Consider the following 24943-nt stretch of genomic DNA (forward strand, 5'->3'; position numbering starts at 1 on the left):
CGTTCACGACGCACGCTCCTTCCGGTGGGCGCCACCGACACGCTCGACGCTCTCGATCCGGTCGACATCGTCGGCGTCGTTCCCGCTCGTGTCGGCTTGATGGCCGGTCAGTGCGAGGAACACATCGTCCAGGGAGGGCCTGCGCAGCGCGACGTCGGTGACGGTCACGTTCCGCCTCGACAGGCTGCCGATGGCCTCGACGAGTGCGCTCGAACCCTCGGCGACCGGAACGGTGATCCGGCGGGCGTGGTGGTCCACCTGGAGGTCTCCGTCGGACAGCGGGGCCAGCGCTGCCCGCGCATCGTCGAGGCTGGCGCCCGGGTCCAGCGCCAGCTCGATCCGCTCGCCCCCGACCTGGTCCTTGAGCTGATCCGAGGTTCCCCGTGCGATCACCTTGCCGTGGTCGACCACGGCGATGGAGTCGGCCAGCCGGTCGGCCTCGTCCATGTACTGGCTGGTGAGCAGCAGCGTGGTGCCCCCCGCGACGAGTTCCTCGATGACATCCCACAGGCCGAGTCGCGCCCGGGGGTCGAGGCCGGTCGTCGGCTCGTCGAGGAACAGCACCGGCGGGTTCGCGACCAGTGCCCCGGCGAGGTCGAGGCGCCGCCGCATGCCGCCGGAGTATCCCCGGACCGGCCGGTCGCCTGCCTCCACGAGGTCGAACTGCTCCAGCAGTTCGCGCGCCCGGTCCCTGCTGAACTTGGTGCCGAGGTGGTACAGCCGTCCGACCATCTCCAGGTTCTCGAAGCCGGTCAGGTACTCGTCCACCGCGGCGTACTGCCCGGACGCGCCGATCCGCGAGCGCAACTCCTTGGCGTCGGCGACCACGTCCAGTCCGTTGACGGTGGCATGCCCGGCGTCGGGTTCGAGCAGCGTCGTGAACACACGTACCGCCGTCGTCTTCCCCGCACCGTTGGGGCCGAGCAGTGCGAGGACGGAGGCCTCGGGCACCGCGAGGTCGAGTCCGTTGAGGGCCACGATCTTGCCGTACCGCTTGACCAGTCCCTCGGCCACGATTGCGTCAGCCATGCCTACCTCCGCGTGACGTGGATGGTTGGGGCTTGCCCTGCAACGATCGCACTCCGGTCGGGCGTCAGCAACCGTTTTCGCTCTACACCAGGCGTCTTCGTGGCCGTCCGCGGGGTGGTCGATCGCAACCCCTGGGTATCTGGCGACCGGCGCCGTGAGGCCGGACGATCGAGTGACCAACCAGGTGAGGCGGTTATTGCGTATGTACAACTCCTCGGTGGACGCCCAGTTCGCCGGCATCCAACTCGAATCGACCGCTGCCGCGATCGCGGCTCGGGTGCGCTCGGGTGCACTGTCACCGATCGACGCCGTCGAAGGTGCGTTGAGCCGGATCTCCGAACGCGATCCCGAGCTGGACGCGTTCGTGATCGTGCGCGGCGAGCAGGCCCGGGCCGAGGCCGTGGCCCTGGCCGCCCGGCCGGACCTGTCGGCGTTGCCCTTGGCGGGGGTGCCGATCGCGATCAAGGACAACATCCCCATCGTGGGGCATCCGCTGGGGAACGGATCAGCCGCCACCGGTGCGGAGCCCTCGACCGAGGACCATCCCGTGCTCGACCGGCTGCGCCGGGCGGGCGCGGTGCCGGTGGGATTGACCAGGCTGCCCGAGCTGTGTGTGTGGCCCTCGACCGACTCGCACGATTCGATCGTCAAGAACCCGTGGAACCACGAGCGGACGGCGGGCGGCTCCTCCGGCGGGGCGGGCGCCTCGGTGGCCGCCGGGATGGTGCCGGTGGCCCACGGCTCGGATTGCCTCGGCTCGATCCGGATCCCGGCCGCGGCCTGCGGGCTGGTCGGCGTCAAACCCGGCAGCGGCCTGGTGCCCCGCGAACTCGGTGCGAATTCCTGGTTCGGGATGGCGGAGAACGGCCCGCTGACGACGACAGTTGAGGACGCCGCGCTGGTGTTGTCGGTGATGGCGGACCGCCCGGAGCTGGCGGAGCTCGCCGATCCGGGTCGGCTGCGAGTCGCGGTGGCGACGGGTTCACCGATGCCGATGACGCCGGTGGACCGGCACTGGCGGGAAGGGGCGGAACGCACCGCGCGGGTGCTCGGCGGTGCCGGGCACACGGTCACGACCGGGAAGGTGCCGTACTCGCTGAACCCGATACCGCTGCTGTCGCGCTGGACGGCGGGCACGGCCGCCTACGCGGAGGGGCTCGATCGATCATTGCTACAGCCGCGCACCAGGACGCATGTCGCGGTCGGGCACGCGATGCGCGGGCTCGTCAGGCCACGGCACGTGGAGCGGATGGAGACCGCGCTGCGCGGGTTGTTCGCGGACTTCGACGTGGTGCTGACCCCGACGCTGGCCGGGCCGCCGATGGATGCGCACCGCTGGAGCGAGCGGTCCTGGCTCTCGAACGTTCTGGCCGCCGCGCGCCATGCGCCGTTCACCCCGGTCTGGAACCTGGTCGGCTGGCCCGCCGCGACCGTCCCGGTGGGGATGCATCCGGAGTCCGGAACGCCGCTCGGTGTGCAGATCGCGGCCCCGCCCGGCGGGGAGGCCCGGATCCTGGCGCTGGCCGCACAGCTGGAGGCACTGCAGCCCTGGCCGCGGGTCGCGGTGGGGTGACGGCCGCGGGTCGCGGTGGGTGAGGGCCGCGGGTCAGAACGGCCAGGCAGGGAGCTGGGGGAGCCCGGCCCGCGTCGGCCGACCGATGAGCCAGGCCAGCAGTTCGGCCCGGGGCAGGTCGGGGGCCACGACGTCGGGCACCGCCTCGGCCAGTTCGGGCAGATCCCGCGCCAGGATCGCCTCGACGAACGCGTCGGGCCAGGCCTGGGCGGTGTACCCGGTGCCCAGGTCGAGGTGATGGATCTCGAGCTCGCACCAGCGCAGCACCGGGATGTCCCGTGCGGTGACGGGCTTGCGCCAGGTCACGGGGGTGTCGAGGCGGTCCGGTCCGATCCGCCGCAGCGAGTCGATCACCCGTCGCCCGGCGAATCGGGTGTCTGCGGCCAGCAGATCGACGGGCCGGTCGGCGCCCTCCTCGATGGCGGCGGCCCGTGCCTCGGGTCCGCCCGGATACATCTCGGGTCGGGTTCCGGACGACACGCCGACGGCGAGTCGGTTCAGCGCGTCGGCATTGCGGGCGAGGTGGGTGGCGACATGACCGCGGCTCCAGCCGGGCAGCAGCGATGCCCCGCGAGCCTGCTCGTCCGACAGTCCGGCGATCGCTGATTCCACCCGCGCCTGCGAGAGCTCGATCTCGGCCAGGACCTCGGAGAACGGCAGCGTCATGGCGGCAGCCTATCGGCACGCGACCCCGACTTCCTGCCGTGGCGTGGCTCACGGAACCATCCGGCGCGCCCACGCGTTCTACTGGGCAGAAGCCGCCGTTGCAGCCGCTCCGCGTGGATGCCCGCGCTAACGGACACCGCCCGCAGCGGTCGCGGTAACCTTGAACCTCCGGTGAGCAGCCGGAACCCGGCGCACTGTGCTCGACCGGAACTGGAAAGGACTGGCCTGCAGAGGCTGAACCTGTATGAATCGCAAGACTGTGTTTCGCAACCTGGCGATTGTCGCCGGCATCCTGCTGATCATTTACGCGTTCAGCTATTTCGGTAACGACACCCGCGGGTACAAGAACGTCGACACCTCGGTGGCCATCGCCCAGCTCGATGCCAAGAACGTCACCGATGCGCAGATCGACGATCGCGAGCAGCAGCTCCGCCTCACCTTGAAGCAGGGCAACGACGCGACCGACAACTCGAATCAGATCCTCGCGAAGTACCCCAGCGCGGCCTCGGAGCAGATCTTCACCGCCGTCCAGAACGCGGGCGTGGAGAAGTACAACACCATGGTGAGCCAGGAGAGCTGGCTGACCTCGATCCTGCTGTTCGTGCTGCCGATGGTGATCCTGCTCGGCCTGTTCGTGTTCGTGATGGGACGGATGCAGGGCGGTGGCCGGGGCGGCGTGATGGGCTTCGGCAAGTCGAAGGCCAAGCAGCTCACCAAGGACATGCCCAAGACCACGTTCGCGGACGTGGCGGGCGCCGACGAGGCCGTCGAAGAGCTGTACGAGATCAAGGACTTCCTGCAGAACCCCGCCCGCTATCAGGCGCTCGGCGCGAAGATCCCGAAGGGTGTGCTGCTCTACGGCCCGCCCGGAACGGGTAAGACGCTGCTCGCGAGGGCCGTCGCCGGCGAGGCCGGGGTGCCGTTCTTCACCATCTCCGGTTCGGACTTCGTCGAGATGTTCGTCGGCGTCGGTGCCTCCCGGGTGCGCGACCTGTTCGAGCAGGCCAAGCAGAACAGCCCCTGCATCATCTTCGTCGACGAGATCGACGCGGTCGGCCGCCAGCGCGGTGCAGGCCTGGGCGGCGGGCACGACGAGCGCGAGCAGACCCTCAACCAGTTGCTGGTCGAGATGGACGGGTTCGGCGACCGCACCGGCATCATCCTGATCGCCGCGACCAACCGTCCCGACATCCTCGATCCGGCGCTGCTGCGTCCGGGCCGCTTCGACCGCCAGATCCCGGTGAGCAACCCGGACCTGGCGGGTCGGCGGGCGATCCTCAAGGTGCATTCGCAGGGCAAGCCGCTCGACCAGCACGCCGACCTCGAGGGCCTGGCAAAGCGCACCGTCGGCATGTCCGGCGCGGACCTGGCGAACGTCATCAACGAGGCCGCGCTGCTGACCGCCCGCGAGAACGGCGCCCTGATCACGGAGGCGGCGCTCGAGGAGTCGGTGGACCGCGTCATCGGCGGCCCGCGCCGCAAGAGCCGGATCATCAGCGAGCACGAGAAGAAGATCACCGCGTACCACGAGGGCGGGCACACCCTGGCCGCGTGGGCGATGCCGGACATCGAGCCGATCTACAAGGTCACCATCCTGGCCCGTGGCCGCACCGGCGGCCACGCCATGACGGTCCCCGAGGACGACAAGGGCCTGATGACCCGGTCCGAGATGATCGCCCGCCTGGTGATGGCGATGGGCGGACGCGCGGCCGAGGAGCTCGTCTTCCACGAGCCGACCACGGGTGCCTCCTCCGATATCGACCAGGCCACCAAGATCGCCCGCGCGATGGTCACCGAGTACGGCATGAGCGCCAAGCTGGGTGCGGTCCGGTACGGGCAGGAACAGGGCGATCCCTTCCTCGGCCGGTCGATGGGCATGAGCTCCGAGTACTCACACGAGGTGGCCCGGGAGATCGACGAGGAGGTGCGAAACCTCATCGAGGCGGCCCACACCGAGGCGTGGGCGATCCTCAACGAGTACCGCGACCTGCTCGACGTGGTTGCCACGGAACTGCTCGAGCGCGAGACCCTCACGCGTAAGGATCTGGAGCAGATCTTCTCGAGTGTGGAGAAGCGTCCCCGGATCACCGCGTTCAACGACTTCGGTGGCCGGACGCCGTCCGACAAGCCGCCGGTGAAGACGCCGCGTGAGCTGGCGATCGAGCGCGGGGAGCCGTTGCCCGACGATTCCGTGCGGAAGCCGACCTTCAGCAAGCCCCGCGAGACGGTTCCGCCTGCGCCTGCCGGTCCGGGTCCGCAGAACGGCTACCCGATGCCCGCTCCGAACGGCGGTTACCAGCCGTACCCGGATCCGCGGCAGCAGCCGCACCAGGGCTCGATGCCGGATTACGGTGCGCCTGCCGGTTGGTCTGCGCCAGGTTGGCCGCCACGGGATGCGGGCGAGGGCCAGCAGTATCCGCAGAACCCGCAGCACGCGCAGAACCCGCAGCACGCGCAGAACCCGCAGAACCCGTACGCCGGGTATCCGCAGTGGAATCCGCCGCAGCAACAGCCCGCGGACGAGGGCGGTGCGGCAACCGAGCGCTGGGAAGGGCCGAACGGCCAGCAGTAGTCCGGCGGTCACTAGGCTTACCCACTGATCGCGTCGCACCGGCGCGGTCGGTGGGTATCGGTCGGCGAGAGTGGAGGTTCGGTCGGGTGTCGGTCAATCAACTCGGTGGTGCGAATTCCCGTGACGCATCGTCGTCGCAGGAGCGAAGCGAGTCGGTGTCACAGGAGCGCGACGCAGCGGAGTCCCCGGAGCGCGGCGCCGCGGCCACGCTCGAGTGCCTCGAGACCGGGCGTGTCTTCGACCAGCCGCGCGCCGAGGCCGCGATCCGCGAACTCCTGATCGCGGTCGGCGAGAACCCGGACCGGCCCGGCCTGCTCGACACCCCGGCCCGGGTGGCGCGGGCGTACCGGGAGGTCTTCGCCGGCCTCTACACCGACCCGGATTCGGTGCTCAACACCACCTTCGACGAGGGACACCAGGAGTTGGTGCTCGTCCGCGACATCCCGCTGTACTCCACCTGCGAGCATCACCTGGTGTCGTTCCACGGCGTCGCGCACGTCGGCTACATCCCCGGCTCGACCGGCCGGGTCACCGGACTCTCGAAGCTCGCGCGACTGGTCGATCTGTACGCGAAGCGTCCGCAGGTGCAGGAGCGGTTGACCAGCCAGATCGCCGACGCGATGGTGCGCAAGCTCGATCCTCGCGGCGTGATCGTCGTGGTGGAGGCCGAGCACCTGTGCATGGCGATGCGCGGCATCAGGAAGCCGGGCGCCAGCACCACCACCTCGGCGGTGCGCGGTCTGCTGCAGTCCAGTGCAGCCTCGCGTGCCGAGGCTCTGGACCTGATCCTGCGCAAGTGACGGTGCCGATGCCCGGCCGATGTGTGGTGATGGGAGTCCTCAACGTCACCAGCGACTCCTTCTCCGATGGCGGTCGCTACCTCGATCGGGACGCCGCGATCGCACACGGTGTCGAGCTGAGCCGGTTGGGCGTGGACATCGTGGACGTCGGCGGCGAATCGACCCGCCCCGGCGCGACCCGGGTGGATCCCGCGGTCGAGGCCGAGCGGATCCGCCCGGTGATCGAGGCGCTCACGGCCGAGAAGATCACGGTCAGCGTCGACACCATGCGCGCCTCGGTGGCCGCATCCGCGATCGAGGCCGGGGCCGCGATCGTCAACGACGTGTCCGGTGGTCGTGCTGACGCCGCGATGGCCGCGGTGATGGCGGACGCGGGCCTGCCCTGGATCCTGATGCACTGGCGCTCTCCGGGCGCGTACGTGCACGCCGGCGGCGTCGAACACTACGACGACGTGGTGGGGGAGGTCAGTGCCGAACTGCTCACCCAGGTCGATGCGGCGGTCCGGGCCGGCGTCGATCCGGCGCGGCTGATCCTCGACCCCGGGCTGGGATTCGCGAAGACCGCCGAACACAACTGGGCGTTGCTCGGCGCGTTGCCCCGGCTCAATGCGCTGGGCTTCCCGGTGCTGATCGGGGCCTCCAGGAAGCGGTTCCTCGGCAGTCTGCTCGCGGACGCGCACGGTGACCGTGCCCCCGACGGGCGTGAGGTCGCGACGGCTGCCGTCTCGGCGCTCGCCGCGCGGGGTGGCGCGTGGGGTGTTCGGGTGCACGATGCGCGGGGTTCCCTCGACGCGATCGCGGTGGCGAACGCCTGGAGTGCGGCTGAGGGGAGGGCCGATGTCTGACCGAATCGAATTGCGCGGCTTGCGTGTTCGCGGCAACCACGGAGTGTTCGAGCACGAGAAGAGGGATGGCCAGGACTTCCTTGTCGACATCACGGTGTGGATGGACCTGAGCATCGCCGCCGCGTCGGACGATCTCGCCGACACCATGCACTACGGCGAGCTCGCCGAGACGGCGGCCGCGATCGTGGCGGGCCCATCGCGCGACCTCATCGAGACGGTGGCGGGCGAGATCGCCGACGCGGTGCTCGCCGATGATCGGGTCAATGCCGTGGAGGTGACCGTCCACAAGCCGTCCGCGCCGATCCCGCTGACGTTCGGCGACGTCGCCGTCGTGGCGCGTCGCTCCCGCAAGGGCCAGCGCGGATGAGCCGCGCCGTGCTCTCCATCGGGTCGAATCTCGGCGACCCGCTCGAGAACCTGCGGTCCGTCGTCGACGGGCTCGGCGGTCGGCTGCTCGCCGCCTCGAGTGTGTACGCGACCGCGCCGTGGGGCGGCGTCGATCAGCAGGACTTCCTCAACGCGACGCTGGTGGTCGACGATACCGAGCTGGACTGCCGCGGCTGGCTGCGGCTCGGCCAGGAGCTGGAGGCCGCCGCGGATCGGGTGCGCGATCAGCGGTGGGGGCCCCGCAGCCTGGACGTGGACGTGATCGACTGTGACGGCATCGTCAGTGCCGACCCGGAATTGACGCTGCCGCATCCACGCGCCCACGAACGGGCCTTCGTGCTCATCCCATGGCTCGAAGTGGACCCCGATGCCACGCTGGTGGTGCGGGGCGCGACCGTGCCCGCGCGAGAGCTCCTCGGCGAACTCGACGAGGGCGAGCGTGACGGGGTGCGGCGGACCGACCTCCGGCTGATGCGGGCGTGATGGGGATGCGCAGATGATGACGACGACCCGGGTCCGGGACCTGCTCGGTCTGGCGGCGTTCGCGGCCATCGCCACGTGGCTCCTGGTCCGCGCCTTCTACGGATCGCTGCCCCCGATCCCGTTCTTCGCCGGTGCCTCTCTGTATCCGGTCGCCGCCATCGAGGTGGGGGTCGCGTTCATGATCCGCACGCGGGTCCGGGGGCATCAGCTCGGGCAGGGCCCGCGCCAGCTGCACCCCATCACCGCGGCGAGGGCGGTCGCGCTGGCCAAGGCCTCGGCGCTGGTGGGGGCGGCCACCGCGGGAGTCTGGCTCGGGCTGTTGCTGTATCTGCTGCCCCAGCGATCGACGATTCAGGCCGCATCGGACGACACCGCAGGGGTCGTCGTCGGCCTGGTCGCGGGAGTGGCGTTGGCCGCCGCGGCGCTCTGGCTCGAGCACTGCTGCAAGGCCCCGGACGAGCCGCCGGACGAGCCGGCCGTCTAAGGGATCGCCACCCGGGGAGGACGCGCGTGTCGCCCGCCGTGGCGGCGGTCGGTCGGTCCGGACGGCTATCCTCGGCTGCATGACGGTTTCTGGTCGCGCGAGCTCGCTTCGGCGGAACAAGCGCAGCACGAGCCAGATGATCGTCGCCGCGCTGGTGGCGCTGGCGGTGACCGCCAGTCTCTTCATGATCTTCAGCAACAGCGTCCAATTGCTGCGCGTCGGCCTGGTCGTCGCCCTGTGGGCGGCGGTCATCGCCGCCATCGCCATGACCAAGTATCGGCGCGAATCGGCCGCCGACAAGGCGAAGGTGCGCGACCTGCAGACCGTGTACGAGTTGCAGCTCGAGCGGGAGATCACCGCCAGGCGCGAGTACGAGATGGGCGTCGAGGCCAAGGTCCGCGGCGAGGCGAATCTCGACGTCTCGGAGATCGCCGCCCTCCGTGCGGAGTTGGCGGCCCTGCGCGGCAGCCTCGAGGTGTTGTTCGAGGGCAGGCTGCCTGTCGACCGGGTCGCGTTGCAGGCCGATGCCACCCGGATCCCGGAACTCGCGAGCGCCTCGCGTCCGAGGACGTTCACTCCCGACCCCGCCTATTCGGCGACCCCGGGTGCCGGGCCGACCTTCGCGACGCCTTTCGACGATCCGGTGACCGCCGAGGTCCTCGTCGTCGGGGAGTCCGAGCCGGAGCCGGAGCCGGAGCCCATTCCCGCCGCCGCGGCGTCGCCGATCCCACGGCCCGTGCCCCCGCCCCGTCCTGCGCCGAGGTCCACCGCCCGGCCCGCGGCGACGCAGCCGCCCCCGGGGCCGGTGCCCCCGATCCCGGAGCCCGCACCCCCGATCCCGGAGCCGGCACCCCCGATCCCGGTGCCGGAGCCGATGCCGCCCACCCCGGCGCCCGCGCCGCTGCCCGAACCCGAGCCGGCGCCCGCCCCCGAGCCGGAACCGGTGCCGACGTCCGCCGTCGACGGACCGTCCCGCAGGTCGCGACGCCGGGCCGCCGAGCCGGAGCCCGCAGCGGAGCTCGAGTCCGAGGCGGCCGTTCCCGCGGGAGCCCATTCGACGGGGCTCTCGGTCGCGGAGATCATGGCGAACATGAACTCCACGGAGTCGGGGACGGACGGGCCGAGGTCCGGTCGCCGCCGCCGCGACTGAGCCGGATCGCGTCCGGGGCGTGCCCTAGATCACTGTGTTCCGCCATGGCGGCCGTCACGGCGCGGCGGCTATCCTCGCTGTGAACGTCTGGTACCCGCCCTGCGGGACTGGAACGAACGAGAGGACTACGGTGACCTCCTTCGAGATCACTCAAGACCCCGCGCCCGCACGATTGACCATCGGAATCGTCTCGGCGGGACGCGTGGGAACGGCGATCGGTGCCGCGCTCGAGCGCGTCGGTCACATCGTCGTCGCCTGTTCCGCGGTGTCCGATGCGTCGATTCGCCGGGCCGAGACCAGGCTTCCCGAGACCGAGATCCTGCCCGCCGCCGAGGTGGCCTCGCGCTGCGAGCTGTTGCTCCTGGCCGTGCCGGACGCCGAGCTCGCGGGTCTGGTCGGCGGCCTGGCCGCCACCGGTTCGGTGAAGCCGGGCACCCTCGTGGCACACACCTCGGGCGCCAACGGCATCGGCGTGCTCGAGCCGCTGATCGCCCTCGGCGCGCTGCCGATGGCGATCCATCCGGCCATGACCTTCACCGGACACGACGAGGACACCGCTCGGCTGTCGTCGGCGTGTTTCGGTATCACCGCCGCGGACGAGATCGGCTACGCGATCGCGCAGTCCCTCGTGCTGGAGATCGGCGGCGAGCCCGTCCGGGTCCGCGAGGAGGCCCGGCCGCTGTACCACGCAGCCCTCGCGCACGGCAGCAATCACCTGGTCACGCTGGTCGTGGACGCCGTTGCCGCGCTCCGCGTCGCGCTGGCCGGCGACGAGCTCCTCGGCCAGCAGCTGATCGACGACCAGCCCAACGGGGTGGCCGAGCGGGTCCTGGGCCCGTTGCTGTCGGCCGCCCTGGACAACGCGCTGCGCCGCGGTCCGGCCGCACTGACCGGACCGGTGGCCCGCGGTGACGCCGCCGCGGTGGCCACCCACCTCCGGGTCCTGCAGGAGGTCGACCCGCGGATCGCGGCCGGCTACCGCGCCCTCTCGCTTCGGTCCGCTCAGCGGACCGGGTCCAAGCCCGAACTGATCGAGATCCTGGAGGGTCACTCGTGAACGGCTACGCACGCGGTGAACTGACCGTGCACCACGACCCCGCCGAGCTGGCCAAGGTCACCAAGGCGTTGCGCGGCGTCGGCCGCCAGGTGGCATTGGTGCCGACCATGGGCGCGCTGCACGCGGGGCATCTGGAGATCGTGCGCCAGGCAAAGCTCCGCGGCAGCGTGGTGGTGGTGTCCATCTTCGTCAACCCGCTGCAGTTCGGTGCGGGCGAGGACCTCGACGCCTACCCGCGCACCCTGGATCGGGACCTCGAATTGCTGCGCGAGGCGGGCGTGGAGTTGGTGTTCGCGCCGTCGGTGGCCGCGATGTACCCCGCAGGCAGGCGCACCATGATCCATCCCGGCCCGCTCGGCAGCGAGCTCGAGGGAGCCAGTCGCCCGACGCATTTCGCCGGCATGCTGACCGTCGTCGCCAAGCTGCTCCAGATCGTCGGGCCCCACCTCGCGTACTTCGGCGAGAAGGACTACCAGCAGCTCACGCTGATCCGGCAGATGGTCCGCGACCTGAACATCGACGTCGAGATCTTCGGTGTCCCCACGGTCCGCGAGCAGGACGGCCTGGCGCTGTCCTCTCGCAACCGCTACCTCGACGAGAACCAGCGCGCCGCGGCCGCGACCATCTCGGCCGCGCTGGTGGCGGGCGCGCACGCGGCGGCGGGCGGGCCGGAGGCGATCCTGGCCACCGCCCGCGAGGTGCTGGCGACCACCCCGGAGGTGGAGGTCGACTACCTCGAGGTCCGCGGCGTCGACTTGGGTCCCGCGCCCGAGCGTGGGGACGGGCGACTGCTCGTCGCGGCCAGGGTCGGGAGCACCCGATTGATCGACAACGTCGGCGTCGCCGTCGGCACCGGATTCCTCGAACGGGAAGAGGATTCCCGTACCTCTCAGACGACAGCGGCCGGGTAAGAGCGCCCCTCCCCAGACCTGAATTTCCAGCCAGACCGTAAGGACACAACATGTTTCGCACCATGATGAAGTCGAAGATCCACCGCGCCACCGTCACCCATGCCGATCTGCACTACGTCGGTTCGGTCACCGTCGACCAGGACCTGATGGACGCCGCCGATCTGCTCGAGGGGGAGCAGGTGTGCATCGTCGACATCAACAACGGTGCCCGCCTGGAGACCTATGTCATCGCGGGCGAGCGCGGCTCCGGCGTGATCGGGATCAACGGTGCGGCAGCGCACTTGGTGCACCCGGGCGACCTGGTCATCCTCATCGCCTACGGCGTGATGAACGAGCAGGAGGTCCGCGACTACCAGCCGCGCGTGGTCTTCGTCGACGCCGACAACAAGGCCATCGAGCTCGGCGCCGACCCGGCCCACGCCCCCGAGGGCTCGGGCCTGATCACGCCGCGGATGCTGTCGACCCTCGAAGACGCCTCGGCGCTGGTGTAACCGTGCTGCTCACCGTCGACGTCCGCAACACCAACATCTCGCTCGGGCTGTTCACCGGCACGGGGGATCACTCGAAGTTGGTGCGGGACTGGCGGATGCGCACCGATCCGCGGATGACGGCGGACGAGTTGGCCTGGATGCTGCGCGGCCTGCTCGGCCAGAACGTGGACCAGATCGTCGGGGTGTCGGCGCTGTCCACCGTGCCATCGGTGCTGCGGGAGCTGCGGGTGATGCTGGCCCGGTACTGGGAGCACGTCCCGCACGTGGTGGTCGAACCCGGCGTGCGAACCGGGGTGCCGCTGCTGGTCGACAACCCCAAGGAGGTCGGCGCCGACCGCATCGTCAACAGCCTTGCCGCGCATCACCTCTACGGGGGACCGTGCATCGTCGTGGATTTCGGCGTGGCGACCTGTGTCGACGTGGTCTCCGCGAAGGGCGAGTTCCTCGGCGGCGCGATCGCGCCAGGCCTGGAGACGTCGACGGACGCGCTCGCCTCGCACTCGGCGGCGCTGCGGAAGTTCGAGCTGGTGCGGCCGCGGGCGGTGGTCGGCAAGAACAGCGTCGAGTGCATGCAGGCCGGGGCGATCTTCGGGTTCGCCGGCCTGGTGGACGGTCTCGTTCGTCGGGTGCGTGCCGAGGTCCCGGCCTTCGCGGGTGACGACGTGAACGTGATCGCCACGGGGGAGAGCGCACCGCTGGTGATGCCGGAATCGGAGACCATCGCGCACATCGAACGCGACCTCGCGCTGGAGGGCCTGCGGATCGTCTACGAGCGCAACCAGGCCCGACGGGCCGCGAAGCACCCGCCGGTCGGTTGAGCGGCCGATGACCGGAGGGTTTGCCGATCCGCGGTTCTATGTCACACTGGTGGGCGTGAATCGCCGCATGGTTGCCCAGGAGTGTTGTCGAGGCTGAACGCCGCCTCGATTCGTTGAGGCACGTCTCACCGCCTTGACCAATTCACCCTCCTGGAGTCTGTCCCATGCTTTCCACATCTGTGGTCTCTTCTTTGGCACCATCGCCAGTCACCGCGAAGTCCTCGCCGAGCCGTCTGCGGCCGGCCGACCTGCTGCGCATCACCGATCAGGGCGCGCAGGACGTGCTCGACGGCCGTTTCGCCGATCTGCTGCCCGAGGCCGAGTCGTGGCCGGTGGACGAGCGCTGGTCCACCCGCCTGCACGCCGATGATGATGTCGACGTCTGGCTGATCAGTTGGGCGCCGGGCCTGGCGACCGAGCTGCACGACCATGCCGGATCGCTCGGCGCACTCACCGTTCTCAGTGGTTCCCTGGCCGAATACCGTTGGAGCGCTGGTGAACTGAAGTACCGAACACTCGACGCGGGCGATCAGGCCTCGTTCCCGCTCGGCTGGGTGCACGACGTCATGCAGGCCCCCGGCCACCCGGTGGATCCGGCCGCTCCGACGCTGAGCGTGCACGCCTACTCGCCGCCGCTCACGGCGATGTCCTACTACGAGGTGACCGATCAGGGCACCCTGCGCCGTACCCGCACCGAGCTGACCGATCTCCCGGAAGGACAGTCGGCATGACCATCGACGAGATGCTCGAGAAGGCCCGCAGCAGCTACCGCCGCATGTACGTGTTCGAGGTCGCCGAGGCCGTCGCCCGGGGCGCGATCGTCGTCGACATCCGGCCGCAGGCCCAGCGCGCCGCCGAGGGCGCGCTGCCGGGCGCGCTGGCGATCGAGCGGAATGTGCTCGAGTGGCGCCTGGACCCGGCGAGCAGCGCGCGCATCGCGCTGGCCGTCGATCACGACGTGGAGTGGATCGTGGTCTGCTCGGAGGGCTACACCTCCAGCCTGGCGGCCGCGGCGCTGCAGGAACTGGGTCTGCACCGGGCGACGGATCTCGTCGGCGGGTACCAGGCGCTCCGTTCCGCCGGCCTGCTCGGCGTCGCGACCCGGGCCCGGCACTACGTTCGGGAGGCCGCGGCGGTCGCCGCGCACTGAGGGCGCATTATGCTGGTCACCCGTGAGTGATGCAGCAATCCACCAGGCCGACGACACCCCCGAGCAGCTCCGGATCCGCCGAGAGAAGCGGGACCGGATCCTGGCGCAGGGGCAGGAGCCGTACCCGGTCTCGGTTCCGCGCACCCACACGCTCGCGCAGGTCCGCGCGCAGCACCCTGACCTGGAGCCGGACACCGCCACCGGCACGCAGGTCGGCGTCGTCGGCCGGGTGATCTTCGTCCGCAACACCGGCAAGCTCTGCTTCGCCACGCTGCAGGAGGGCGACGGCACCCAGCTGCAGGCCATGATCAGCCTGGCGTCCGTCGGCGAGGACGCGCTGGCCGCGTGGAAGTCGGACGTGGACCTGGGCGACTTCGTCTTCGTCAGCGGTGAGGTGATCAGCTCCCGCCGCGGTGAGCTCAGCGTGATGGCCGACGCCTGGCAGATGGCCGCCAAGTCGCTGCGCCCGCTGCCGGTCGCGCACAAGGAGATGAGCGAGGAGTCGCGGGTCCGTCAGCGGTACGCCGACCTGATCGTGCGGCCCGAGGCCCGCGACAACGCGCGTAAGCGCGTCGCGGTGGTCCGGGAGCTGCGCAATGCGCTCGAGCGGCGCGGGTTCCTCGAGGTGGAGACCCCGATGCTGCAGACGCTGGCCGGCGGGGCCGCGGCGCGCCCGTTCATCACCCATTCAAACGCCCTGGACATCGATCTGTATCTGCGGATCGCCCCGGAACTGTTCCTCAAGCGTTGCGTTGTCGGCGGTATCGAGAAGGTCTTCGAGATCAACCGTAACTTCCGCAACGAGGGCAGCGATTCGACGCACTCGCCGGAGTTCGCGATGCTCGAGACGTACGAGGCATACGGCACCTACGACGATTCCGCGACGATGATCCGCGAATTGATCCAGGAAGTGGCGCAGGCCGCCTTCGGGACCCAGCTCGTGACGCTCGCGGATGGCACCGAGTACGACCTCGGCGGCGAGTGGAAGACGTTCGAGATGTATCCGTCGCTTTCCGAGGCGATCGGGGTGTCCGTCACTCCCGAGACGACCGTCGACGAGCTGCTCGCACTCGCGGAGAAGGTCGGACTCGAGGTGCCCAAGGACAAGGGGTACGGGCACGGCAAGCTCGTCGAGGAGCTGTGGGAACACCAGTGCGGCGACCAGCTCTTCGCCCCCACCTTCGTGCGGAACTTCCCGGTGGAGACGTCGCCGCTGACGCGTCAGCACCGCAGCGAGGCGGGCGTGACGGAGAAGTGGGACCTGTACGTGCGCGGTTTCGAGCTGGCCACCGGCTATTCGGAGCTCGTCGACCCGGTGATCCAGCGGGAGCGTTTCGTCGATCAGGCGCGGCTGGCCTCGGCGGGGGACGACGAGGCGATGGCCCTGGACGAGGAGTTCCTCGCCGCGATGGAGCAGGGAATGCCGCCCACGACGGGGACCGGGATGGGGATCGATCGCCTGTTGATGGCATTGACGGGATTGGGAATCCGCGAAACAATCCTCTTCCCAATTGTGCGACCCGCGGCTCGCTGACCTCTTTCAATTGCTAATTTGCTTTTCTCCGGTATTGCATTCGTCCGACGGGGCGTAGACTCGTCGCAGCCGGCGCGGGGAAGCGCAAAATTGCAGTTCATTGAAAGGACTCTCGATCCATGGCGAAAAAGGTCACCGTCACCCTGATCGATGATGTGGACCAGGAGGCGGCCGCCGACGAAACGGTCGAGTTCGGTCTCGACGGGGTCACCTACGAAATCGACCTGTCGTCCGCGAACGCCGCAAAACTGCGCGAGCAGCTTGAGGTTTGGGTTTCTCATGCACGACGGTCGACCGGGCGTCGGCGGGCCAAGTCCGCCGTCGCCGGTGGCAAGAGTCGGGTGGCGATCGACCGCGAGCAGAGTGCGGCGATTCGCGAGTGGGCGCGGCGCAACGGCCATAAGGTATCGGCCCGCGGTCGTATCTCGGCGGAAATCACCGAGGCGTACAACAAAGCCAACTGATCTCCGGGAATTTGCTCCTCGTTTCGCCCGCCCCATCGCGTAGCGGCTGTTAGCCTCGCGCTCGGGCGGGCGGACGTGGGAGCAACTCGAGGGGGAGTGCGATGCGCTGGCGAATTGTGATCGGTTCATTGATTTCGACGGCCGCGTTGTTCTGGGGCACAGGCGCCGTCGGGGCGGCACCTCTGCCCGAACCCGACACCTTTCTTTCCGGGGTCCTGCCGGAACTGACCAATCCGGGCGGATCGGCCCCCGGCAGCAATGACTGGTCGTGCCGGCCGAGCGCGGAGCACCCCTCACCCGTCGTCCTGGTGCACGGCACCGGCGGCAATCGGCAGGACAACTGGGCCGCCTACGCGCCGATGCTGGCGAACGAGGGCTTCTGCGTATTCTCCCTGACCTACGGCAACTTCGCCGACCTGCCGTGGCCACTGAGCGCGATCGGCGGCATGCTGCCCGTGGATGTGAGCTCCGGCCAGCTCGCGACCTTCGTGGACGAGGTACTCGCCGCGACGGGCGCGACGAAGGTGGACCTGGTCGGCCACTCGCAGGGCACCGTGCTGGCCAACAACTATGCGAAGTTCCGCGGTGGCGCCGGCAAGGTGGGCAGGATCGTGTCGCTGGCCCCGCCCTGGGACGGGACCTACGGGGTCGATGGGTTCAGCCTCGGTGCCGCGGTGCGCGGGTTGGGCGTCGACGACGAGTTCCAGCTCGGGTTCCCGGTGTGCAAGGCCTGTACCGAGTTGATGCACGGCTCGGGGCTCGTGGACCGACTGCGGTCCGGCGGGCTGTACGTGCCGGGCATCGAGTACACGAACATCGTCACGCGCTATGACGAGATCGTGGTCCCGTACACCTCCGGTATCGAGCCCGGGCCGCTGGCGACGAACATCGTGGTGCAGGACGGCTGCGAACAGGATTACTCCGATCACCTCTCGATCGCGGGCGCGCGTCGGGCGCGGACGATGGTGCTCAACGCGCTCGACCCCACACATCAGCGCGAGGTGCCCTGCCTGTTCGTGCCGCCGGTGGCCGGCTGAGCGCTCAGGTCGCGGTGCACACCTTGTGACGGCATCGCACACGCGTTGGGCGTCCACTGGCTGTGCGATCTCGGGAAGGGGTGCGTGACCGCTGTCAGCCGCCGAGCCACGTGGCGGTGAGCCGCCCCAGCGTTCCGTCGGCCTCGAGGGTCCGTTGTGCCTCCTCGATCCGCTCCCGGAGGGCACGATCGCCCGCGCGGACCGCGATCGCGATCTCCTCGCGCGAGAGGTCCCGCTGCACCACCACGACGTGCGGGCGGTCCCGGACGAGCCAGGTCAACACCGGAGCGAGCTTCATGACCGCATCGCAGCGCCCGGTCGAGAGGTCATCGATGGCCTGCCCGATCTGGTGATACTCGTAGAGGTGAACGCCGGCGGCCTTGCCGTCGGCGACCAGCCGCTCCGCGATGGGCGCACTGGTGTTGCCGCGCTGGACCCCGATGGTCAGACCGGCGAGGTCGTCGACGCCGCGGACATTCGGGTGACGTGCGACGTCGACCGCCAGCGACTGCCCGGACGTGAAGTAGGGCGAGCAGAAGTCGGCCAGTCCCGCCCGCTCCGGGGTGATCGTGGTGCCCGAGGCTATGCAGTCGAACGCCCCCGCGCGCAGCGCGGTGAAGATCTCGTTGAAATCCGACCCGGTGAAGGGCACGAGCTGCCACGGCCGGTCGAGCCGGGCCGCGAGTTCCCGGGTGAACTCGACGTCGAATCCGGTGGGCTTCCCTGCGTCGAGCAGCTCGAAGGGGGGATCGGGCAGCGCGGAGCCGACGCGCAGCGGGGCCACAGAAGTCGCCATGCCTCATCTTGGCGCGCTCGCACACGTTGCGCCACGACCGTGGCGGGAGCCGGTTACCGAATCGCCCGGTCTGCCGCTGTTCGCTGCGGGCGTAGCGCGACCGGGAAACGAAACCCCTGGCTGCTGCGTTAGGACCAGTAAGCAGGCACACTGTCCCGCAGTGAATGGGATGGAGGCGGCGCAGGTCGTACCACTGGCCACTAGAGTAGAGGTGCGGCTCGTGGATTCCGTGTAGGGATCTACCCCAAGAAGAACGTGAGGGAGAGCGATGTTCGAGAGGTTCACCGACCGCGCGCGGCGCGTTGTTGTCCTGGCCCAAGAAGAGGCCCGGATGCTCAACCACAACTACATCGGCACAGAGCACATCCTGCTCGGCCTCATCCACGAGGGTGAGGGCGTGGCGGCGAAGTCGCTGGAGTCGTTGGGTATCTCCCTTGAAGGCGTGCGCAGCCAGGTGGAAGAGATCATCGGCCAGGGTCAGCAGGCCCCGTCCGGTCACATCCCCTTCACCCCGCGCGCCAAGAAGGTGCTGGAGCTGAGCCTGCGCGAGGCGCTGCAGCTCGGCCACAACTACATCGGCACCGAGCACATCCTGCTCGGCCTCATCCGTGAGGGCGAGGGCGTCGCCGCCCAGGTGCTGGTGAAGCTGGGCGCCGACCTGAACAGGGTCCGTCAGCAGGTCATCCAGCTGCTGTCCGGCTACCAGGGCAAGGAGCCCTCCGAGTCGGGCGGCACCCGCGGCGAGGCGGGCACCCCGTCGACGTCGCTGGTCCTCGACCAGTTCGGCCGGAACCTGACCCAGGCCGCCCTCGAGGGCAAGCTCGACCCGGTCATCGGCCGCTCGAAGGAGATCGAGCGGGTCATGCAGGTGCTCAGCCGCCGGACCAAGAACAACCCGGTCCTCATCGGTGAGCCCGGCGTCGGCAAGACCGCCGTCGTCGAGGGCCTGGCACAGGCCATCGTCAACGGCGAGGTCCCGGAGACGCTCAAGGACAAGCAGCTGTACACCCTCGACCTGGGTTCCCTGGTCGCGGGCAGCCGCTACCGCGGTGACTTCGAGGAGCGCCTGAAGAAGGTGCTCAAGGAGATCAACACCCGCGGCGACATCATCCTGTTCATCGACGAGCTGCACACGCTGGTCGGTGCGGGCGCGGCCGAGGGCGCCATCGACGCGGCCTCGATCCTCAAGCCCAAGCTGGCCCGCGGCGAGCTGCAGACCATCGGTGCGACCACCCTCGACGAGTACCGCAAGTACATCGAGAAGGACGCCGCCCTCGAGCGCCGGTTCCAGCCGGTCCAGGTCGGCGAGCCGACGGTCGAGCACACCATCGAGATCCTCAAGGGTCTGCGGGACCGCTACGAGGCGCATCACCGCGTCTCGATCACCGACGGCGCCCTGGTGGCGGCGGCCACCCTGGCCGACCGGTACATCAACGACCGCTTCCTGCCGGACAAGGCGATCGACCTCATCGACGAGGCCGGTGCCCGGATGCGCATCCGCCGGATGACCGCGCCGCCGGACCTGCGCGAGTTCGACGACAAGATCGCCGACGCGCGCCGGGAGAAGGAGTCCGCGATCGACGCGCAGGACTTCGAGAAGGCCGCGAACCTCCGTGACAAGGAGAAGCAGCTGGTCGCCCAGCGCTCCGAGCGGGAGAAGCAGTGGCGTTCCGGCGACCTGGACGTCATCGCCGAGGTCGACGACGAGCAGATCGCCGAGGTCCTGGGCAACTGGACCGGCATCCCGGTGTTCAAGCTCACCGAGGAGGAGACCACCCGTCTGCTCCGCATGGAGGACGAGCTGCACAAGCGGATCATCGGCCAGGAGGACGCCGTCAAGGCGGTCTCCAAGGCGATCCGCCGCACCCGCGCCGGCCTGAAGGACCCGAAGCGTCCGTCCGGATCGTTCATCTTCGCCGGCCCGTCCGGTGTCGGAAAGACCGAGCTGTCCAAGGCGTTGGCGAACTTCCTGTTCGGCGACGACGACGCGCTCATCCAGATCGACATGGGCGAGTTCCACGACCGCTTCACCGCCTCGCGGCTGTTCGGTGCCCCTCCCGGGTACGTCGGCTACGAGGAGGGCGGCCAGCTCACGGAGAAGGTCCGGCGCAAGCCGTTCTCGGTGGTGCTGTTTGACGAGATCGAGAAGGCGCACCAGGAGATCTACAACACCCTCCTGCAGGTGCTCGAGGACGGCCGTCTCACCGACGGTCAGGGTCGCACGGTCGACTTCAAGAACACCGTGCTGATCTTCACCTCGAACCTGGGCACCTCGGACATCTCGAAGGCCGTCGGACTGGGCTTCTCGTCCGGAACGGGCAGCGAGTCGAACTACGAGCGGATGAAGCTCAAGGTCAACGACGAGCTCAAGAAGCACTTCCGGCCCGAGTTCCTCAACCGCATCGACGACATCATCGTCTTCCACCAGCTGACCAAGGATCAGATCATCCAGATGGTGGACCTGATGATCAGCCGCGTCGAGAAGCAGCTGAAGAACAAGGACATGGACATCGAGCTGACCGAGCAGGCGAAGTCGCTGCTCGCCAAGCGCGGGTTCGATCCGGTGCTGGGTGCGCGGCCGCTGCGTCGCACGATCCAGCGCGAGATCGAGGACCAGCTCTCGGAGAAGATCCTCTTCAACGAGCTCGGTGCCGGCCAGATCGTGCTGGTCGACGTCGAGGGCTGGGACGGCGAGGGCTCCGGCGAGAACGCGAAGTTCACCTTCACCGGAAACCCGAAGCCGGTCAAGGTCCCGGACTCGCCTGCCGAGGCGCTGGCCGGTGCCGGTGAGGCCCCCGTCGAGGGTGGCTCCGCCGAGTAGGTTTCACGAACGTCAACGCCCCGCGAGCGAAAGCCCGCGGGGCGTTGTCGTTTCTCGGCCCGCTCAGGAGCCGAGACCGATACCCGGCGTCTCGACGGATCCGAACGGATCGTCGTCGACCTTCACCTCGACCAGAACCGTCTCGATCCCGCTGTCGGCGACGTCCTGTCCGGCCGGGTAGGCGCGGGAGCCGTCGAACCCGAAGTCGTTGTCGGAGATCAGGATCAATCGGTTGCCGCGCAACGCGGCGCCCTCGACCTTCCCGGGCACACCCGCGACCCCGGCGAGGTTCGCGAAGAGCGTCTTGTCGGCGCTGGTGATCAGCGCACGGCTCGGATCCAGGTCGACGGCGTGGAATCGGGCCTCGGTGTCGGTGCGTTCCTCGACCAGGACCCGGGTCTGCGACAGCGGGATCAGCGCCGAGATCTTCAGGTCCCGGCCCCTGGTGCCCGCCGCGAACGTGGACGGGTCGTCGAACTGGTACCCGAATTCGTGCACGGTGGCGCGGGTCGCGGTGTCGAAGGTGAGCAGCTCGGTGACGGTGCGGTCTCGCTCGCCGCTGACCACGACCGAGCTCTGCAGCGCGACGGCGACGGTGCGGCCGTCCGGCAGCAGGGCGATGTCCTCGAAGCCGCGGTTGCTGCGCCGGTCGGCCAGGCCCGCGGGCAGGCTGCCGGTGACCGGGTACGCGACACCGGCCGCGGCGTAGTCGTCCTCGAGGCCGGCGGGCACGTGCCGGGCGACGACGCGGCCGTGGGCGTCGGCCTCGACGATGGACGGGCCGTACTCGTCGACCAGCCAGAAGTGGCCGTCCGGGGTGCGGACCACGCCCTCGGTGTCGAGGCCGTTGGGGTTGAGCGGGAGCGGGGTGGCGGCGTCGGCGGCGTACGGCTTCTCGTCGCGCGGCAGGTTCGACAGGCCGGTGACGGGCGCGCCGCCGGGGGTGGTCAACGGCAGCGTCTCGAGGACGACTATCCGGTCGCCCTGGACCCGGATCCTGACCAGTGCGGGGGTGAACTCCGGGACGACGAAGGTGCGGCGGTCCGCGCCGTCCACCTTCACCTCGCCGTTGGGTCCGCGATCGGTGACGGTCCAGTACTCGTTCCCACCGAGGTGGAAGAGTCCGCTGCCGATGCCACCGAGGTCGACGCCCCGGTCGTCGGCGATCTGTCGCTCGACGTCGGACAGCGGGGTGGCGGGCAACGTCGCGGACGACTTCACGATCGGGGCGGCCTGCGGCGCGGCAGCGGCGGGAGCGGCGACGGCGGCGGCAAGGACCGCGACGGCCGCCGCGGTCGAGATGGTTGTGTGAGTGCGCATGACGGCTGAACCTAGGGCCACCGGGTGACCAACTGCCGTCGTCGGGGCGAACAGCAGGGTGTGGGAACCCGCCGTGTCACGCGCAGCGTCAGAACCTGCTCCGGAAAGTACTGTTAGACAATATTGTTGAGAATCAGGACGTGGGCCGCCCGCCGGGGTCGGTCCGCCCCGAACAGCGCCGCCTCCTGTCGGGCCCAGTCGGCCCAGTGTGGCCGGAACATCTCCCCGTCGCGCCGCAGGGCGCGTCGCATCCGCTCGTCCGGGTCGGCGTCGACGAACACCCGGACCGCGAAGTATTCGCGTGCGGGACCGCAGGTCGAGCCGGCGCCCTCGACGATCAGGTAGCGGTGGCGGCGGACCGCGCGCCACTCCGCGTATCCGCCGCCGTGCCAGTCGTAGCGCCGATAACGCGGGATCCGGCCGTGCTCGGCGGGGGAGAGGACCCACCGGATGAGTCGCGGAATCGACGCGGCGAGGCCGCCCCAGCCGGCGTAGAGGTCGTCCATCCGGACGATCGGCGCGTCGTCCAAAGCCGCGGCGACCCGCTCGGCCACGGTCGATTTCCCGGCGCCCGCGGGACCGTCTATGCCCACCAGGATCGGCCCGTGCCCCCGATGCCGCCGCCGGTGGGCGGCGTGCGCCAGCGCCACGGTCCGGGCGCCGCCGCCGGTCAGCGCCGGGCTCGTCGGATCGTCATCGGTGGTCATGAACAACACGTTATGCCGCGGTCGTCGAGGTCACGCATCTCCGAGTCGGTCGAGGGGGTTGAGGCGCAGGGGGATTCGCATCCCGCCGCGCCACAGCACGGCGATCGCGGAGCGGGGCCGGACCCGGCTCTCGTGCCGGGCGAGCTGGGCGAACTCCGCACCCAGCCCGTCGCGGGGCAGCGCCGCGACGACGGTGCGCAGAAAGTCCGGCGGTAGGTCCCATACCCGATATCCCGCGACGTCGAGGTGGGCGGCGTCGTGCAGCAGGGCGGCCTCGGGGCCGTGCCCGGTGGGAGTGCGCGGGTCCATGTGGCGCGCGATCGCGGTGGCCACCGTCGCGGCGGTGGTGGGGTCGCCCCGCCCGGCGACGAACCGCTCCGCGATCTCGGCGCCCAGCAGTGCGAAGCAGCCGACGTGCGCGTCGGCCGGTGCGCCCAGCGCCGTGTCGTGCAGGGCGCAGGCGACGAACAGCGCCTCGGGGTCGGGGTGGACGCCGTCCACCTCGCAAAATCGCATGGCCCACTGCCAGCACCGCAGGCTGTGCGCGAGAATGCCCGGGCTGAGCACCTCGCGGGCGTGCGCGAGCGCGTCCCGTGCCAGGGCGGAGTCGGGCGGATCGAACAGCGGCGGGGTCGACGTGCCGGGCCTCGGCACTCCCGCCAATTGGCTTGGCAACGCACGGGTCTGGATGGTGGCCGCCTGCAGCATCACCCGCAGCCGGTCTGCCCGGCCGAGCTCACCCCTGAGCACGTGTCAACTCCTCCAGCCGGCGGGCGCCGTCCGCGCGCGCCATGTCGATGAGCGAATCCGCGGTGGCGCGGGTGATCGTATGGCGATGCTCGAGGCTGAGCACGCCGTTGACGCTCGCCCACGTCAGCAGCACGAGCTCCTCGGTCCCCGGGAGCTGCGCACCGATCGCGGCCGCCAGATCGTGGGTGATCCCGATCAGCGTCCTGTCGATGCGGGTCCGGGCCTCCGTCACGACCTCGGACTCCCGGTCGTCGACATCGGTCAGCCCCAGGATCCGGAACGCCAGCGGACGGCTTCGGTGGAATGCCACGTATGCGTCGAAGGCGGCGAGCAGGCGATCCACGGCGGTGTCTCCCGCCAAGGTCGCGCGCATGCCGACCGCGTGCTCGTCCGCCGTGCGGCAGGCGAGCGCCGCGTACACATCGGTCTTACCGCCGGGAAAGTTCGCGTAGATCGAACTGAGCGCGACATCTGCCTCGTTCGCCAGGGCATCGACGCTCGTCGCGCGGTAGCCGTCCCTGGTGAACAGCAGGTCCGCGGCGTCGAGGACCGCGGTGTGGGTGCGGCGGCGCCTGCGGTCGGCGGGCGGGTCTAGGCTCATGGCAGAAACCGTAGTACAGTTCCGGAAACGTAGTCAAACTCTGATTAAGGGGTGAGGTCATGTCCGAGACAACAATCCAGGCGCCCACCACGGGGTCCGAGGCGATGCGGCTGTTCCTCCCGCAATCGCCCTTCGTGCAACACCTCGGTATCGAGCTCGTCGACATCGGCGACGATCACGCACGCCTGCGCATGCCCTTCCGGGAAAACCTGGTCACGGTCGGCGAGATGGTCCACGGCGGCGCGCTCGCCGGGTGCATCGACATCGGGATCATGGCCGCGGCGTGGGCCGGACCGAGGGTTCCCGAGAAGCTGCGGGGCGTCACCGTCTCCATGTCGATCCAGTTCCTGGAGCCGGCGTTCGCCGCGGACGTCGACATCGTCGGAACGCGCGTACGCCAGGGCCGCCGGCTGAGCAGCTGCTCCGTGGACATCGTGACCACGGCCGGGGGCACGCTGGTGGCCAGGGGCATGGGGACGTATCAGGTCGGCTGAGCG

26 protein-coding genes are annotated in these 24943 nt (G+C 69.8%); 19 read left to right on the forward strand and 7 right to left on the reverse strand.

The window, feature by feature from the left end; genetic code table 11:
* Positions 1-3: 3 nt before the first annotated feature.
* Positions 4-1029, reverse strand: a complete 1026-nt coding sequence (locus ACFQS9_RS25990) for an ATP-binding cassette domain-containing protein (protein WP_378409419.1) — start codon at positions 1027-1029, stop codon at positions 4-6.
* Between the two features lie 202 nt (positions 1030-1231).
* On the opposite strand from ACFQS9_RS25990, the gene ACFQS9_RS25995 reads away from it, so the two are divergent.
* A complete protein-coding gene (locus ACFQS9_RS25995) occupies positions 1232-2602 on the forward strand; it encodes an amidase (protein ID WP_378409420.1) in 1371 nt (456 codons plus the stop codon).
* Positions 2603-2635: 33 nt separating this feature from the next.
* Here ACFQS9_RS25995 and ACFQS9_RS26000 read toward each other — a convergent pair whose 3' ends face one another.
* Positions 2636-3268: a maleylpyruvate isomerase family mycothiol-dependent enzyme gene (locus ACFQS9_RS26000; RefSeq protein ID WP_378409421.1), complete on the reverse strand. Its 633-nt coding sequence runs from the start codon at positions 3266-3268 to the stop codon at positions 2636-2638.
* A 244-nt stretch (positions 3269-3512) separates the two neighbouring features.
* Here ACFQS9_RS26000 and ftsH point away from each other — a divergent pair, with 244 nt between their 5' ends.
* The 16 genes from ftsH (at position 3513) to ACFQS9_RS26080 (ending at position 17451) form a co-directional block, all read left to right on the forward strand.
* Complete coding sequence (gene ftsH, locus ACFQS9_RS26005) at positions 3513-5840, forward strand: ATP-dependent zinc metalloprotease FtsH (RefSeq protein ID WP_378409422.1); 2328 nt, start codon at positions 3513-3515, stop codon at positions 5838-5840.
* 155 nt (positions 5841-5995) lie between these two features.
* A complete protein-coding gene (gene folE, locus ACFQS9_RS26010; RefSeq protein ID WP_378409423.1) occupies positions 5996-6640 on the forward strand; it encodes a GTP cyclohydrolase I FolE in 645 nt (214 codons plus the stop codon).
* 8 nt (positions 6641-6648) lie between these two features.
* Positions 6649-7485 (forward strand): dihydropteroate synthase, encoded by an 837-nt coding sequence (gene folP, locus ACFQS9_RS26015; RefSeq protein WP_378409512.1) that lies wholly within the window; start codon positions 6649-6651, stop codon positions 7483-7485.
* Positions 7478-7852: a dihydroneopterin aldolase gene (folB, locus tag ACFQS9_RS26020; RefSeq protein ID WP_378409424.1), complete on the forward strand. Its 375-nt coding sequence runs from the start codon at positions 7478-7480 to the stop codon at positions 7850-7852. Before folP ends, folB begins: the two co-directional genes overlap by 8 nt.
* Positions 7849-8355, forward strand: a complete 507-nt coding sequence (gene folK, locus ACFQS9_RS26025) for a 2-amino-4-hydroxy-6-hydroxymethyldihydropteridine diphosphokinase (protein WP_378409425.1) — start codon at positions 7849-7851, stop codon at positions 8353-8355. Before folB ends, folK begins: the two co-directional genes overlap by 4 nt.
* Positions 8356-8368: 13 nt before the next feature.
* The gene (locus tag ACFQS9_RS26030; protein ID WP_378409426.1) at positions 8369-8839 is read left to right on the forward strand and encodes a DUF3180 domain-containing protein; all 471 of its coding nucleotides are present in this window, start codon (positions 8369-8371) and stop codon (positions 8837-8839) included.
* Positions 8840-8918: 79 nt separating this feature from the next.
* Positions 8919-9989 (forward strand): DUF6779 domain-containing protein, encoded by a 1071-nt coding sequence (locus ACFQS9_RS26035; protein WP_378409427.1) that lies wholly within the window; start codon positions 8919-8921, stop codon positions 9987-9989.
* 130 nt (positions 9990-10119) lie between these two features.
* A complete protein-coding gene (locus ACFQS9_RS26040; protein WP_378409428.1) occupies positions 10120-11046 on the forward strand; it encodes a Rossmann-like and DUF2520 domain-containing protein in 927 nt (308 codons plus the stop codon).
* A complete protein-coding gene (gene panC, locus ACFQS9_RS26045; protein ID WP_378409429.1) occupies positions 11043-11957 on the forward strand; it encodes a pantoate--beta-alanine ligase in 915 nt (304 codons plus the stop codon). Before ACFQS9_RS26040 ends, panC begins: the two co-directional genes overlap by 4 nt.
* A gap of 50 nt (positions 11958-12007) precedes the next feature.
* A complete protein-coding gene (gene panD / locus ACFQS9_RS26050) occupies positions 12008-12448 on the forward strand; it encodes an aspartate 1-decarboxylase (protein ID WP_027500490.1) in 441 nt (146 codons plus the stop codon).
* Between the two features lie 2 nt (positions 12449-12450).
* Positions 12451-13266, forward strand: coding sequence for a type III pantothenate kinase (locus ACFQS9_RS26055; protein WP_378409430.1), 816 nt, complete (start codon positions 12451-12453; stop codon positions 13264-13266).
* A 164-nt stretch (positions 13267-13430) separates the two neighbouring features.
* Positions 13431-13997, forward strand: a complete 567-nt coding sequence (locus ACFQS9_RS26060) for a cysteine dioxygenase (RefSeq protein WP_378409431.1) — start codon at positions 13431-13433, stop codon at positions 13995-13997.
* Complete coding sequence (locus tag ACFQS9_RS26065) at positions 13994-14416, forward strand: rhodanese-like domain-containing protein (protein WP_378409432.1); 423 nt, start codon at positions 13994-13996, stop codon at positions 14414-14416. Before ACFQS9_RS26060 ends, ACFQS9_RS26065 begins: the two co-directional genes overlap by 4 nt.
* 22 nt (positions 14417-14438) lie before the next feature.
* On the forward strand, positions 14439-15950 hold the full coding sequence (gene lysS / locus ACFQS9_RS26070) for a lysine--tRNA ligase (protein ID WP_378409433.1): 1512 nt from the start codon (positions 14439-14441) through the stop codon (positions 15948-15950).
* A gap of 119 nt (positions 15951-16069) precedes the next feature.
* On the forward strand, positions 16070-16414 hold the full coding sequence (locus ACFQS9_RS26075; RefSeq protein ID WP_378409434.1) for a histone-like nucleoid-structuring protein Lsr2: 345 nt from the start codon (positions 16070-16072) through the stop codon (positions 16412-16414).
* A gap of 101 nt (positions 16415-16515) precedes the next feature.
* Complete coding sequence (locus ACFQS9_RS26080; protein ID WP_378409435.1) at positions 16516-17451, forward strand: esterase/lipase family protein; 936 nt, start codon at positions 16516-16518, stop codon at positions 17449-17451.
* A 94-nt stretch (positions 17452-17545) separates the two neighbouring features.
* On the opposite strand, the gene ACFQS9_RS26085 is transcribed toward ACFQS9_RS26080, so the two are convergent.
* Entirely contained in the window at positions 17546-18247 is a 702-nt protein-coding gene (locus tag ACFQS9_RS26085; protein ID WP_378409436.1) for an ABC transporter substrate-binding protein, read from the reverse strand.
* 268 nt (positions 18248-18515) lie between these two features.
* Between ACFQS9_RS26085 and ACFQS9_RS26090 the strand changes: the two genes are divergently transcribed.
* A complete protein-coding gene (locus tag ACFQS9_RS26090; RefSeq protein WP_378409437.1) occupies positions 18516-21068 on the forward strand; it encodes an ATP-dependent Clp protease ATP-binding subunit in 2553 nt (850 codons plus the stop codon).
* A gap of 63 nt (positions 21069-21131) precedes the next feature.
* Here the strand turns inward: ACFQS9_RS26090 and ACFQS9_RS26095 are convergent, their stop codons facing one another.
* From ACFQS9_RS26095 to ACFQS9_RS26110, 4 genes are all read right to left on the reverse strand, one after another.
* Positions 21132-22388: an esterase-like activity of phytase family protein gene (locus ACFQS9_RS26095; RefSeq protein WP_378409438.1), complete on the reverse strand. Its 1257-nt coding sequence runs from the start codon at positions 22386-22388 to the stop codon at positions 21132-21134.
* A 113-nt stretch (positions 22389-22501) separates the two neighbouring features.
* Positions 22502-23095 carry a nucleoside/nucleotide kinase family protein gene (locus tag ACFQS9_RS26100; RefSeq protein ID WP_378409439.1) on the reverse strand — a complete coding sequence of 198 codons (594 nt, stop codon included), beginning with the start codon at positions 23093-23095 and terminating at the stop codon, positions 22502-22504.
* A gap of 30 nt (positions 23096-23125) precedes the next feature.
* Positions 23126-23845, reverse strand: coding sequence for an HD domain-containing protein (locus ACFQS9_RS26105; protein WP_378409440.1), 720 nt, complete (start codon positions 23843-23845; stop codon positions 23126-23128).
* Positions 23832-24446 carry a TetR/AcrR family transcriptional regulator gene (locus ACFQS9_RS26110; protein ID WP_378409441.1) on the reverse strand — a complete coding sequence of 205 codons (615 nt, stop codon included), beginning with the start codon at positions 24444-24446 and terminating at the stop codon, positions 23832-23834. Before ACFQS9_RS26110 ends, ACFQS9_RS26105 begins: the two co-directional genes overlap by 14 nt.
* Positions 24447-24505: 59 nt before the next feature.
* Here ACFQS9_RS26110 and ACFQS9_RS26115 point away from each other — a divergent pair, with 59 nt between their 5' ends.
* A complete protein-coding gene (locus tag ACFQS9_RS26115) occupies positions 24506-24940 on the forward strand; it encodes a PaaI family thioesterase (RefSeq protein WP_378409442.1) in 435 nt (144 codons plus the stop codon).
* Positions 24941-24943: the final 3 nt, after the last annotated feature.

It is taken from the genome of Rhodococcus daqingensis, from assembly GCF_042665615.1.
GTDB classification, from domain to species: Bacteria; Actinomycetota; Actinomycetes; order Mycobacteriales; family Mycobacteriaceae; genus Rhodococcus_G; species Rhodococcus_G daqingensis.